Source organism: Luteolibacter sp. Populi, assembly GCF_040801775.1.
Taxonomy (GTDB): Bacteria; Verrucomicrobiota; Verrucomicrobiia; order Verrucomicrobiales; family Akkermansiaceae; genus Haloferula.
The window spans coordinates 3493663-3506903 of sequence record NZ_CP161812.1 but is presented as its reverse complement, the minus strand read 5'-3'; the positions used below and the strand labels follow the sequence as shown (position 1 = coordinate 3506903).

Genomic DNA, 13241 nt, shown 5'->3' with positions numbered 1-13241 from the left:
GCGGCGTGCTTGTGCTAGACGGGAGGCGGCCGTGAGTCACCGATTCTACCGCTCGTATACCTTCCGCTTGGGAGTCCTGCTCCCGCTATTCCTGCTTTGGTGCTGGGTTTGGTCCACGCGTTTCCTCAGCAGCGTCTCGGTGGACGGACCACTTTGCTTTCTCCTCAGCCAGCGGGGTGCATTCCTGCGTATCGTCGCCTGGCGGGATCCCGGCCTGACGAAATGGGAGGCGCCTCGCTTCGAAAATATCTCCTACCAAAGCCGCTTCTTTCCCGGATTTGCGTGGCGCTGGCAATGGGATCGCGAGATCTTCGATGTGAGCTTCTCCTACTGGTTCCTGCTCGTCTTGAGCATGATTCCCTGGGGTCTCCTGCTCTTGTGGAGGCGGCACCGGCATGCGCGGGCGACCCGCTTAACCGGCAAGCGGTAACCTGACCACGAAACACGCACCGCCCCTCGGCCCTCGCTCGTAGTTCACGCTGCCGTCCATCGCTTCGAGGAGCTCGTGAACGATGTGCAGGCCGAGACCGGTCGAGATCTCGCCGCCGGTGGGGCGCGCGCTCAGCCGGGTGAACTTGCGGAAGAGCAGGTGCTTCTCCTCCTCACCCACGCCGGGACCCTCGTCGTCGATCTGGAAGATCCCCGATTTGTCGTCGTGAAGAAGGCAGATCCTCACCGTCGAGCCCTGCGGGGAAAACTTGATCGCGTTCGATATCAGGTTCTCCAGGGCGCAGAGCAGCGAGCGGCGGTCCGCAGTCACGGGAATGCGGGTGCCGGCGCTTTCGAGATTCAAGGAGATGCGCTTGCGCTCGCCGTGACGCCGGAAGCTCTTGACCGCTTCCTCGGCATATTCGCGCAGGCACATCGCCATGAGTCCCATCTGGGCCTTGGTCTCCTCCAACTGGCGGGTTTGCAGCAGCGAGCCGACGATCTCCAGCGCGCGGTCCGCCGCATCACCGATGCTGCCGATCAATGCGCTCTGGCCGCGTGGCATCGAGTCGCCTTGCTCCTGAAGCATGGTGGCTGCGAAGCGCACCGCCCCCAAGGGATTCTTGAGGTCGTGCGCGACCACTTCTAACAGGCGGTTGCGCTCGTCGATGGTCGTCGCCAGGCGGCGGCGCGTGCTCTGGAGATTCAGGTGCACTTGGACCCGCGAAATCAACTCCGGCCCGTGGAAAGGCTTGGTCACGTAGTCCACCGCACCCGCGGCCAGGGCCTCCATCACGAAGCTCTTGTCGGTTACGGCGGAAAGGAAGATCACCGGAATGTCCTGCCACTCGAATTGGGCACGCAGTTTGCGGCAGAGGTCGAAGCCGGTCATCCCCGGCATCATCACGTCCAGCAGAAGCAGGTCGGGTTTAACCGAGCGCAGCTTTGCCAAGGCTTCTTCCCCGCTGCCTGCGGCGATCACCTCGTGCCCTTGCTTGAGCAGCAGCGGGCCGACGACTTGAATGTTCTTCGGCTCGTCATCGACCACCAGGATCAGGGACGAACCGGAAGGACGCGGCAAAGGGTCAAACTGGGTCATGGCGCAAGCGGTCGATCAGCCCGGGAAACATGGCAAGCAAGCGGCCGGCCTCGGCGAAATCCATATTCGCGGCCGCATTGTCGAGCTGACCGGCGTAGTCGGCAAGCGGAAGGCAATCGTGCTTCTCCGCCTTTTCCGATAAATCGCCGGCGAAGCGCAGGGTGGCCTGCGCCGGGACCAGCTCGATCAAGCCGGGCAGCACGGAGTCCCGCAGGACCGCCAGTTCGGCATGCAGCTCGGGCCACTCGCGGGAATGGGCGGTTTCGGCCACGGGTTCTTCGGGCCGCGGCTTGCCGGTGGCGGCGGTGGCTTGGATCGGAAGGAATTTCGACAGCTCCAGAAACAGTCGCTCGCGGCTGATCGGTTTGCTGGCAAACCCATCGAACATCCGCTGAAGCTCGTCCTGGCTGTTGAGCAGGGATGACGCCGTCACCGCGATCAGCGGGATCTTCCGCGTCGCCTCCTGGGCCTTGAGCATCGCGTGCGCGGAGCGGCCATCGACGATCGGCATGCGGATGTCCATCAGCACGATGTCAGGCAGCTGACGGCGGCAGAGGATGACGGCCTGCTCGCCGTTTTTGGCCTCGAGGAGCTGGTGGTGGCTGCCCTGCAGGTAGCCGCGGATCAGCTCGCGGTTGAGCGACACGTCATCGACCACCAGGATCTTCGACGGAGCGAGGCGGTTGAAGTCCGCGTTCCCTCCGCCGGGGATGACCGTCATTTCCGCCCGGCTCACGGGCTGGCGACGGACCGGCACCGCCACACGGAAGATCGACCCCTTGCCGATTTCGCTCTGCACCTCGATCTTGCCGCCCATCAGCGTGATCAGGCGCTCGGAAATGCCGAGGCCCAAGCCGGTGCCCTGGAAGTGCCGGCCTTGCTCGGACTCCACCTGATAGAAGGGCCGGAAAATGTGCGGCAATTGGTCGCCCGAGATACCGATACCGCTGTCCTCCACTTCGAAGTGGAGCAATACGGCGTCGGACTTGGCACTGGACTCGGCCCGGATACCGACATGGACGTGACCTTCGCGGGTGAACTTCAGCGCGTTCCCGACGAGGTTTACCAGCACCTGCCGCAGCCGCAGCGCGTCGAAGGTCAGTGATGCGGGCACCGACGGGTCGATGGTCACGCGATATAGCAGCGACTTCTCTTGCGCGCGGAAGGAGAACAGCGTCTCCAGGTTTTCGGCGAAGCGCTTCATCTCCACCACCTCCGGATGGAGGTCCATCTTCTCCGCCTCGATCTTCGAGAGGTCGAGAATGTCGTTGATCAGCGAGAGCAGCGAATTGCCGCTGGTCATGATCGCCTTGGCGTAGTGCTTCTGCTGCGGTTTGTCCGATAGCTCGTGCAGCAGCTCGCTGAAGCCGAGAATGGCATTCATCGGCGTGCGGATCTCGTGGCTCATCATCGCCAGGAAGTCGGTCTTCGCCCGGTCGGCTTGCACGGCCTTTTCTTTCTCGAAAAACAACCGCTCTTGGCGCTCCTTCGCCATCAGGTAGAGGGCCAGCAAGATCGTGCCGATGATTCCCGCCGCGATCGCCACCACGCTGGTGGTGACCACGATGGTATTGGTCTCCTTGAAGCTGCTGACCAACTCCATCTGGCTCTTTCGCAATTGCTGCTGTTCCTCGTCCCGCATCTTCGCGATCAGGAGGCGCAGGTGATCCATGGTCCGCTTGCCTTCCTCGGTGGAGACGAGAGCCGCTGCGGCTTGAGCGTCGCCGGATCGCCGGATCGCGATGGCACGGTCCGATTCGCGCATCTTGGCCAATACCGTTTCGCGGATCTGGGCCAGCCGTAGCCCCTGATCGTGGTTGCCCTTGGTGAGCTCTTCCAGCCGGTCGATCTCAGGGCCCACCCGCTTCCGGGCCTCTTCGTAGGGTGCCAGGAATTCGTCTTTGCCGGTAAGGAGGTAGCCTTGGTAGCCGGTCTCCAAATTGAGCATGCCGACCAGCAAACCCTCGAGATCGGCCAGCACGATGCGGGTGTGCTGGACCTCCGCAAAATCGGACAGGTTCTCCTGGGTATTCCGCACCGAGGTGACGGCACCGTAGATCACCATCACCAGCGCGATGAAGGCCGCGGTGAGGTATCGGGCTCTAAGAAAGCGGCGCATCGATTCCAACGCGCCGGAATCCGGGCGCAGCGGAAACCCAACATCCCGCCGCTTGCCCGACAAGGCGATTTAACGAGCGTTTTTCGGAAACTTTGAAACGGAATTTCGCACGGCCCCGCGCAATTTTCTGCAATGCCTGAAGCAAGCACCTCCATGCAGGATGCACCGCTTCCATTCTGTTAGGTCGGGTTCCAGGAAGGAAGCTTTCCTCTGAAGCCCTACTGCCATGGCGATGCGGGGGGATCGACCGCCGCGTGGCACAGGTCGTGTTAAAAAGGAAGAGGGTGACTCTCCAATGCGTCACCTCAACTCACACCAACCAAAATCAACCCATGAATTCCCTCGAAATCAAAGGCAACTGGAACATCGCCAAGGGCAAGCTGAAGCAGAAGTGGGGGCAACTCACCGATGACGATCTCGACTATGCCGAGGGCAAGCAGGACGAACTGGTTGGCCGCATCCAAAAACGGACAGGACAAACCCGTGAGGAAGTCGAGAAGGCCATCAAGGATTCCCTCGACTGATGCCAAGTCCAAATCGCCGCCGCTTTCCCGAATGGGTGCGGCGGCTCTTCTCCTCACTCCCAATTCTCCAATTCCATGATCGGTACCATTCTCCTGATCGTTCTCCTTCTCCTCCTGATCGGTGCCTTGCCGACCTGGGGTCACAGCAAAAGCTGGGGCTACATGCCCAGCGGCGGGCTCGGCCTGGTGGTCATTATCGTCATCCTGCTGGTGATCTTTGGTCGCATCTGACCCGCGGCCGGAGGGGACTACTCGAAGGTGATTTCGATGCCTTTCTTCCGCCAAGCGTCGGCGAACTCGGTCTCGAGCTTCTCGAAAGTGCTGCCGCCCAGCAGGGGTGCCAGCGCGACATCACCGGTTTTTCCCGATCTCAGGCCTTTGAGATAGTCGCCCATCCGTCCGCTCCTGCCCGCCCCTTCCATGTGCAGGAAGTAGTGGGTCAGCAGAAGACCAAGTCCGTAGTGAAGGTTGGCGTTTGCGCCCGCGAAATCGCGGTAATCCATCTGCATGAATTTCCGCAGCCGCGGAACTCGCAATTTGGTGCCTAGGGAGCGACCGCCTTTCCGATCCTCCCCGTAGGCGGTCACGTAGGCGAGCGCGGCATTGCCCAGGGGATCCGGACGGAAATAGCCCCAACTGTAGGGCGTGGAGGAAATATACTCTGCCAGACCCTCGACGAACCAGCCGTTGCGCAGGGCATTGCTCATGTAGCTCGATGGCGTGACCTGATGAGCCAACTCGTGGATCAGGACATCGTTGGTCGCGGCGGTATCGAGGCTGAAACCGGTCGGGGTCTTTGTCAGTCCCAAGCTCGAAAGCGGTGTTAGGACAATGCCGCTGGAGGGAATGTAGCAGGCGGCGCTGCCCGGAGGTCCGCCGGCGGCGATGTACTGCCCGCTGGTCTCGAAGAGCAGGACATCGAGCCGGCCTTGGCGGAGGATCCCGCCGTCGAGTGCGAGCGGGACCGCGGCGGCATACTTCCAGGTCGTCTCGAACATCATCGCGAAGTTGCGGAGAACATCGGAGGTCAAACGCACGTTGCTGGCGAAGCGGTAGTGCGGGCTTTCGTAGATGAAGATATTCTTCTTCGTGTCCTCGGAGACCACCTTCGCCTGCGACGGCCCGTCCATGCGGATCTCCCGCGGCCATGCGAAGCCGAAGTTCACCGGCCTGGCAGCAGCAGCAGCGGCGGTAACGGGAGCCGTGGCAGGGCTCGCCGCCGCGGCGGCCCGGGCGCGGACCTGGTCCGGCGCACTCAGGGAACTCAGCGGACTGGCGAAGGTCCGGCCGCCTTCCAGCGCGAAAATCACGTTCAGGCCGTCGACCCGGATCAGCTCCGCCCGGAATGATTGGCCGGAAGTATTCGTCCAGCTCGTCACCTCCGCCGCGGCGCCAAGCGCCAGGACGAGGCTCATGCACACGCCCTTTCCCAAGCTGCCACGACTCGAAATCATGGAGCTATTGAAAATCTAATTTTGCGAACTTTCCGAGCAAAAAGCCGCCTCAACGCTGCACCGTCACGGGCGTCCCGAGCCGCACCGCATCATAGAAACGTTTCGCCTGGCGCTTGGGCAGGCGGACGCAGCCGCTGGATGCGGGATAGCCCGGCAGGTTTCCGGCATGCAGGCCATAGGCTCCCGTGAAGCGCAGGAAGTAAGGCATCGGCACGCCCTCGAACTTGCAGCCCGGCGGCCGGCCGCCCTTGCGCACGTCGATGTTCTCCTTCACCACCTTGCCGCTGCGGACGTAGTTCCCGTAGAGGGACGAACGGTGGTCGATATCCTTCTCGATCACGCTGAAGCGTCCGACCGGGGTATGCTTGCCCTCGCGGCCGGAGGATATCGGCGACACCGCCACCATCTTGTCCCGATGATAAAGGTAGGCTTTTTGCTCGGCGAGTTTCACCACGATGCGGCGCTGGCGTGTACCGCCCTTGTCCGCCATCGCACCCAGTTCAGGGATCGTTGTACAGTTGGCGAGGAGCAGCGGGGCGAGAAAAAGGACGAGCGTGCGGCGATTCATGCGCGTCCCTCTTCAACCAACTTGGGGCGCTCGTCAACTCCCCGTGGGGCTCGTATATACCCCCATGGGAAAATTTTGTAGTGGCCCTCTCGCGCCCGGGGAATTGTGGGTTAGGCTAGGGATTGTCTGTCCCCTTTGCTACGGGCCGGACTTTGGCGAATAACCCCCAATCCCCTAGGAAACCACCATGAAAACCAACTCCCGATCCTTTCGCCGTCTTCTCCTCCCCGCGCTGTTCGCAGCGCTGCTGGGCCCGGTGACGGCGCAGGAAGTCCTCGTCGGCCTTGCTCCCAAGAACCGCCTCGTTTACTTCACCTCCACCGCTCCCTCGCAGGTCGAGGTGGTGAAGGTCACCGGCCTTCAGAAAAAGGAGAAGCTGCTCGGCATCGACCGCCGTCCAGCCACGGGCGGGCTCTACGCCCTCGGCAGCACCAGCCGGATCTACCTGATCAACCCGGAGTCCGGAGTGGCCACCCCGGTGGGTGCGGCACCCTTCACGCCGGCGCTGAGCGGTACGCGTTTCGCCTTCGACTTCAATCCGGTGGTCGATCGCATCCGCATCGTCAGCAATACCGGACAGAACCTGCGGGCCGATCCCACGACCGGTTTGCTTTCGGCCACCGACCTCTCGGCCATTTATGCCGAAGGTGACGCGGGTTTCGGAGCCAAGCCCCTGGTCGCGGCAGCCGGCTACACCAACAGCGTCAACCCGGCACCAATCGCCACCCTCCTCTACGATATCGACGCCGGTCGCGACGTGCTGGTGACCCAGAACCCGCCGAACAACGGGACCCTGAACACCGTCGGTGCCTTGGGCGTGAATGTGACCGAGGTCGCTGGATTTGACATCTCGGCCAATGGCACCGCCTATGCCAGCTTCCAGCTCAAGCTGAAGTTCGGCAAGTCGAAGCGGGCCTCGCTCTACACCGTGGATCTCACCACCGGTGCCGCCACGCTGGTCGGCAAGATCGGCGGACCTTATCCGGTGAGCGGAATCACCAGCTTGGGGCCCGTGCCCGAATAAACCTCTGCGAATTCTTGAGAAAAGAAGCCGGGGCCTGCGGGTCCCGGCTTTTTTATGGCTCTCCGTTAGGTTTGCTGTGGCGATTCAAGCAAATGTCGTGGATCCGCCCGCCCAATTCGCTTCGCTCGGTTTTCTCCACTGATCACTCGGCACTCTGTCTTTCTCCGCGGTTCCTACTTCCCGAAGGATGCCTTCAGCTGGCCCGCCATGCCCGTCATCTCGCCGTTCAGCAGGGCCTTCCAGCCCGCCTCGGTCTTCTTGAAGGAGATCACTTCCATCGACTCGATCTTCAGCTCGCCCACGCCCATCTTGCTCCGCGTCAGCACGTGCACCACATCGGCTCCCTCCGGCACCTCGCCCAAGACCTTGACCTCGCCGAAGTCCACGCCGCCTTCCTCTTCCGCCTGAGCCATTACGCCCTTGAAGAAGGACGCGAAGAACTCGCTGTCGCTGAGTTTCTTCACCGACTCCTTGGTCGCGCCTTCGCCGAAAAAGGCGACCAGCACCTCGGCCCCTTCCTCGTCCGGCAGATCGGTCAGGAAATCCAGCATCCCGCGGAAGGATTTCAGCGCCTCCGGGTCGAAGAGTTTGGCCGCGCCATTGTAGTCCTTCGCCTTCATCGTCTCGTAGTAGGCCTTCGCGGCTTCCGAGGGCGTGTTGTCTGCAAGAGCCGGGGCGAGGGCGAATAGGAAGCTGGCGAATGCGAGCAGCAAGAGTTTCATGGTCGTGAATGGGTAAGGGTAAAGGATTCCGGAAACGAAACTTCAGTTCAGGAAGCCGGGCGCAGCAGGTAGCCCGCCACCCAGCCTTCCGTGTTGGTGCTCGTGCGGCACCAGTGCCAGCCGTGGATCTGTTTGAGCGACTCCAATTCATCGCCGCGGCGGACGACCAGCACGGTCGGGTCGAAGGCCTCCATCGCGGCGAAGCGGCCCTCGCCGAGCGGTTCCAGGATTTCCTCCGGCACGTAGCCGTCGTTGCCCTTGTCATCCTCCGCCCAGACCCAGCCCGGCCAAGCGCGGTCCACTGGACCCACCGTCACTTCATCCCCCGGCTCCAGGCGGATCGGGTGGCTGTCCTTTTCCTCGTAATCGGCATTGGCGATGAAGCTCGGCATGCCGGGGATGCTGGCGTGCGCGCGGCGTCCCGGCAAGAGCGGGGCTTGTGCTTTCCACGCGGGAAAGGCATTTCCCCTGCGTGCCCGGTGATGCCATCCACGACCTGCTCAGCACCCGCTTCGGCCACCCCGAATTCCGTGGTGGCCAGCGCGAGGTGGTGGAGGGTCTGCTGGCCGGTCGCTCGATGCTGGCGGTCTTCCCCACCGGCGGCGGGAAATCCCTGTGCTACCAGCTTCCCGCCCTGATGCTGGAGGGCGTGACCCTGGTGGTTTCGCCGTTGATAGCCCTGATGAAGGACCAGGTGGACGCCCTGCGCGCGAAGGGTGTCGTCGCCGCGCGTCTCGATTCGACCTTGGAACGGGAGGAATACAACGCCGTCATCAGCTCCCTCGGCAATGGTTCCCTAAAACTGCTCTACGTGGCACCCGAGCGGCTCTCGAACGAGGCCTTCCGCGCCCGCCTCAAGAAACTGAAGATCTCGCTGGTGGCGATTGACGAGGCGCATTGCATTTCCGAGTGGGGCCATAACTTCCGCCCGGACTACCTGAAGCTGTCGAAGTTGTGCCGCGACCTGAAAGTCCCGCGCGTCCTCTGCCTGACCGCCACCGCCACGCCGGGAGTGGCTACGGATATCCGTGCCGCCTTCAAGATCGCCAAGAAGGATCACGTCCAGCTCAGCTTCCACCGCTCGAATCTCGACTTGCGCGTCGCCCCGCTGCAGGGCGGCCAGCGCAAGCAGCACCTGCTGCGCCGCCTGCGCGAGAGCGAGGGCGCGGCCATCGTCTATGTTACCCTTCAGCACACCGCGGAAGAGGTCGCGACCTTCCTTCAGAAGAGTGGCCTCGCGGCGCGCGCCTATCATGCGGGCATGCCGGATGAATTCCGCGCCGAGGCGCAGGAGGCCTTCATGGCCGGTAGGACCCGGGTCATTGTCGCCACGATCGCCTTCGGCATGGGCATCGACAAGGCCGACATCCGCGCCGTCTATCACTACAATCTACCGAAGAGCCTGGAGAACTACACCCAGGAGACCGGCCGCGCCGGCCGCGATGGCAAGCTCTCGACCTGCGAGCTGCTCGCTTGCGGAGACGACCTCGTGACCCTGGAGAATTTCACCTATGGCGACACGCCTTCACCGGCTGCGACAAGACATCTGGTCGATCATATCCTTCGTCTCGGGAATGAGTTCGATGTCTCGACCTACGAGTTGTCCGGCGTAAACGACGTCCGGCCTCTCGTGGTGAATACCCTGCTCACTTACCTGGAGCTGGAGGGGCTGATCGAGGCCACCCGGCTATTCTGGTCGTCCTGGCAAGCGCGCCTGCTACGCGGACTCGAGCCGATGCTCGCCGGTTACGATGAGCGGCGGAAGACCTTCCTGCGCAAGATCTTCGCCGCCGCCAGCGAAGGCCGCAGTTGGCACACTTTCGAGGTTTCCGAAGTCGCGATGAAAACCGGCGAGGACCCGCAGCGGATCACCGACGCGCTCACCTATCTGGAAGAAGCGGGCGATCTGGCACTCAAGAAGTCCGGGGTGCGCCAAGGCTATCGCATCACCAAGGATCCCGGGGATCTCCGCGAGCTGGCGACCCGGCTCGATGAGAAATTCCGCAAGCGCGAGCAAGCGGATCTCGATCGCCTGCGGGAGGTGGTGGAACTCGCCGAGCAAACCGGCTGCATCACGGCCTTCGTCACCAGCCACTTCGGCGAGCAACTCGCGAGCCCCTGCGGCCATTGCGACCGCTGCCGCGGCGTTCCTCCGCAGGTGATCCCGCGCACGAGCCACCGCACTCCTTCCGATGAGGACTTGCGGGCGATCCGCCAGCTATTCGACGAGCGCCATGCCGCCCTCAAGACTCCGCGCCAGCTCGCGCGCTTCCTATGCGGTATTTCCAGCCCCGCCGTCATGCGTGCCCGCCTCGGCCGCCACGACTCGTTCGGGTTACTCGAGCACATGCCCTTTGCCGAGGTTCTGACCGTGGCGGAGGCACTATAGGGGCATCGGCATTTGGTATTCCCGCGGGATAGCCGGCTGCGCCGTGCATGGATAGGAAGCCGCTTGGTTCCTACGGGGCCATTCGCCAGAAGCAAAAGGGCGCGGGCGACCGGTATTGCCGACACAGCCGCCGCCCGCGCCCGGAGGCTCGTTTATCCGGCTCCGAAATGCGCAAGGGCGGCGGGAATAGTTAAAATGTGAAAACGAGATTTAAATTCTTGGCGAATATATTCAGTCCTTTGGGATATCATGGCATCCTGAAGGCTTGTTTTATCGTAAAAGTTTAAAGTAGCCTAGTCCTCATGAAGAACGGGCTTTCGCCAATCCTCGCCTTCGCCGCCCTCCTCCCCGTGTCCGCTTACGCGGTCGACGGGAACGGCAACTCCCAAAGCGATGTCTGGGAAATGTATTTCGGTGCCGCCGGACTATCCGCCTCCGCCGACGCGGACAAGGACGGCTGGAGCAATCTCAACGAGAGCCTCGCCGGCACCAATCCGCTCGATCCGAAATCGTGGCCGCGCGCGGAAGTAAGCCTGTCCGAGGGCGAGCCCCTGCTCTCGTGGCAGGGCGTTGCGGGCAAGCGCTATCAGATATGGGGGAGCACCGATCTGGAAGCGTGGTCTTCTCTTGAAAGCAATATTCCCGGTAGCGGCGGGCTGACGTTGCGCGATTTGGGTGCGCTCGGGCCGGGTGCCTATTTTAAGGTAGAGCCCTCCGACACCGATTCCGACGGCGATGGCGTCAACGACTGGGAAGAGCTGATGGTCGGCTTCGACCCCGCAACAAACCGCACTGGCAGGTTTGATCAGACGGATGCGCAGCGGGTTGTGGCAGGGATCAGCGCGGCGAGCACGAGCACGGTCACGGTCTCGTGTTACGACGACACCTGCTCGGAGCGATGGCCCGATCCCGCATTGTTCGTGCTGAGGCGGAGCGGGGGACTGAAGCCGTTCACCGTGAATTTATCGTTCGGCGGCTCGGCGACCGCGGGCGTGGACTATGATTCTTCCGTCGGCTCAAGTTCGGTCGCCTTCGCTCCCGGCCAGCGGGAGGTGTTCGTGAAGATTTCGCCGGTCGCGGATATGGAAGACGCGGAAAGTACGGAGACCATCGTACTCACGGCACTGCCGGGGACCGGCTATACGGTGGGTTCCGCGAACTCGGCCAGCGTCTCGATCTTCAACCAAATCGCGACCAGCGGGCCTTCGGCGAAAGAAGCGGCTAGATTTCTCATTCAAGCAGGGTTCGGCCCCGATCAGGATTCACCGGACGATCCGGATCAGATTCCGGAGAATGTCGAGGAGGTGATGGCGCTCGGAATCGAAGGCTGGATCGACCAGCAGCTTGCCCGTCCGATCGGCCGGCTAACGCCGATGATGGAGTGGCAGGAGGAGTTGATGGATAGCGACCCGGACCACCGTCTCTGGAACGGACTGAAGATGAATGCCTGGTGGGGCCGTGCCATGGGCCTGCCGAAGCTCAGGCCCGATGCCGCGCAGGAGCAGCTTCCCGATCCTCTCCGGCAGAGGGTCGCTTTCGCGCTCAGCCAGATCTTCGTCATCAGCGACCGGATGGAGCGCCTCGGCGTCGAGCCGGCCGGCATGGTCCATTTCTACGACAAGCTGCTCGAAGGGAGCTTCGGCAATTTCGAGGTGACGCTCAAGGATGTCTCCCTGCACCCCTGCATGGGCCTCTACTTGAGCCATTTCGGGAACAAGAAATCGAATGCGACCAACCGGACCTTCCCGGACGAAAACTACGCTCGGGAAGTCATGCAGCTCTTCAGCATCGGACTGTGGATGCTGAATCCAGACGGCACCCGGATGCTCGACGATCAAAGTCAGCCGATTGCGACCTACTCGAACGCGAACATCACCGAGTTCGCCCGCGTGTTCACCGGCTTGTCCTTCGGAGTCCTCATCAACGGCCAGCAGCCGCAATTCGCTTCCTTCGACGGGGACTTCTCGGTGCCCATGAAGGGTTGGGACGAGCATCACGACCTCGAACCGAAGACCTTGCTGCTGGGTGCCACCACTCCGGCGCGCACGGCGAGCCCCTACAATACCGGAACTGCCACCATGGCGGATGTCGATGCCGCGATCTCGAATCTCGCCAACCATCCCAATGTCGGACCTTTCATCGGCAGATTGTTGATCCAGCGTTTGGTGACCTCGAACCCCTCGCCCGCATACGTCGGTCGCGTCGCCGCAGCGTTCAACACGGCTCCTCGCGGCGACATGGGACGAACGGTAAAAGCCATCCTCATGGATCCGGAAGCGCGCGATCCGGCGAAAATGGCGGACCCGACTTTCGGGAAGCTCCGCGAGCCTTTCCTCAGGACCGTGAATGTCGCGCGTGCCTTCAATGCCTCCACCGGGGCGGGATGGTATTATCTCTCCGGCCTCGATGCCGATCACGTGCAGGAACCTTTCAACTCACCGAGCGTCTTTAACTTCTACCTGCCCACCTATATGCCGCCCGGCCCCTTGGCCGCTGCAGGCCTGGTGGCCCCCGAGCTACAGATCGTGAACGCCGCCTCCGGCGTCACGGCACCGAACTTTTTCTGGCAGCACATGGTCGCGGCTGAATACGGCCTGGGTGCCTCGAAGCCCGAGCGTTCAGCGGTGCTGAATCTGGATCAGGAGTGGCTGCTGAACGTCCCGGCTTCCGCGATCAATCAGAACCAGCCCACCGTCCAGCCCCTCGATCCCGATCCTCTCCTGCGTCGCCTCGATCTCGTTCTTACGGGCGGGACTCTGGAGCCGGAGTCTTTCCAAATCATCCGCGAGGCTCTGGCTCGCATCGGGCCCGGCGGCAGCGAGTGGCAATGGCACCACGAGCGTCTGAAGCTGGCCATCTACCTCATCGTCTGCAGCCCCGAATTCGCGGTCCAACATTGAATTCTCTATCCTC

Annotated in this window: 12 protein-coding genes; 6 read left to right on the top strand and 6 right to left on the bottom strand. The window is 62.4% G+C overall.

The genetic code is table 11. The annotated features are described in order from the left end of the window. Nucleotides 1-31 precede the first annotated feature (31 nt). The gene (locus ABWK72_RS14275) at nucleotides 32-430 is read left to right on the top strand and encodes a hypothetical protein (protein WP_367870246.1); all 399 of its coding nucleotides are present in this window, start codon (nucleotides 32-34) and stop codon (nucleotides 428-430) included. Here ABWK72_RS14275 and ABWK72_RS14270 read toward each other — a convergent pair. Both ABWK72_RS14270 and ABWK72_RS14265 read right to left on the bottom strand, forming a co-directional pair. Next, nucleotides 413-1528, bottom strand: coding sequence for a response regulator (locus ABWK72_RS14270; RefSeq protein ID WP_367870245.1), 1116 nt, complete (start codon nucleotides 1526-1528; stop codon nucleotides 413-415). The genes ABWK72_RS14275 and ABWK72_RS14270 overlap by 18 nt on opposite strands. Next, a complete protein-coding gene (locus ABWK72_RS14265; protein ID WP_367870244.1) occupies nucleotides 1515-3647 on the bottom strand; it encodes a CHASE3 domain-containing protein in 2133 nt (710 codons plus the stop codon). Before ABWK72_RS14265 ends, ABWK72_RS14270 begins: the two co-directional genes overlap by 14 nt. A gap of 332 nt (nucleotides 3648-3979) precedes the next feature. On the opposite strand from ABWK72_RS14265, the gene ABWK72_RS14260 reads away from it, so the two are divergent. Continuing rightward, nucleotides 3980-4171, top strand: coding sequence for a CsbD family protein (locus tag ABWK72_RS14260; RefSeq protein WP_367870243.1), 192 nt, complete (start codon nucleotides 3980-3982; stop codon nucleotides 4169-4171). 75 nt (nucleotides 4172-4246) lie between these two features. Further along, nucleotides 4247-4402 (top strand): DUF3309 family protein, encoded by a 156-nt coding sequence (locus tag ABWK72_RS14255; RefSeq protein ID WP_367870242.1) that lies wholly within the window; start codon nucleotides 4247-4249, stop codon nucleotides 4400-4402. Nucleotides 4403-4419: 17 nt separating this feature from the next. On the opposite strand, the gene ABWK72_RS14250 is transcribed toward ABWK72_RS14255, so the two are convergent. Both ABWK72_RS14250 and ABWK72_RS14245 read right to left on the bottom strand, forming a co-directional pair. After that, complete coding sequence (locus tag ABWK72_RS14250) at nucleotides 4420-5625, bottom strand: hypothetical protein (protein ID WP_367870241.1); 1206 nt, start codon at nucleotides 5623-5625, stop codon at nucleotides 4420-4422. A gap of 49 nt (nucleotides 5626-5674) precedes the next feature. Next, complete coding sequence (locus ABWK72_RS14245; protein WP_367870240.1) at nucleotides 5675-6193, bottom strand: L,D-transpeptidase family protein; 519 nt, start codon at nucleotides 6191-6193, stop codon at nucleotides 5675-5677. 187 nt (nucleotides 6194-6380) lie between these two features. Between ABWK72_RS14245 and ABWK72_RS14240 the strand changes: the two genes are divergently transcribed. Then, nucleotides 6381-7217 (top strand): DUF4394 domain-containing protein, encoded by an 837-nt coding sequence (locus tag ABWK72_RS14240; RefSeq protein WP_367870239.1) that lies wholly within the window; start codon nucleotides 6381-6383, stop codon nucleotides 7215-7217. A gap of 173 nt (nucleotides 7218-7390) precedes the next feature. Here ABWK72_RS14240 and ABWK72_RS14235 read toward each other — a convergent pair whose 3' ends face one another. After that, nucleotides 7391-7939 (bottom strand): hypothetical protein, encoded by a 549-nt coding sequence (locus ABWK72_RS14235; protein WP_367870238.1) that lies wholly within the window; start codon nucleotides 7937-7939, stop codon nucleotides 7391-7393. 47 nt (nucleotides 7940-7986) lie between these two features. Beyond that, entirely contained in the window at nucleotides 7987-8331 is a 345-nt protein-coding gene (locus tag ABWK72_RS14230) for an SH3 domain-containing protein (RefSeq protein WP_367870237.1), read from the bottom strand. Nucleotides 8332-8411: 80 nt separating this feature from the next. Here ABWK72_RS14230 and ABWK72_RS14225 point away from each other — a divergent pair, with 80 nt between their 5' ends. After that, entirely contained in the window at nucleotides 8412-10328 is a 1917-nt protein-coding gene (locus tag ABWK72_RS14225; protein WP_367870236.1) for an ATP-dependent DNA helicase RecQ, read from the top strand. Nucleotides 10329-10630: 302 nt separating this feature from the next. Next, nucleotides 10631-13228, top strand: a complete 2598-nt coding sequence (locus tag ABWK72_RS14220) for a DUF1800 family protein (RefSeq protein WP_367870235.1) — start codon at nucleotides 10631-10633, stop codon at nucleotides 13226-13228. Nucleotides 13229-13241: the final 13 nt, after the last annotated feature.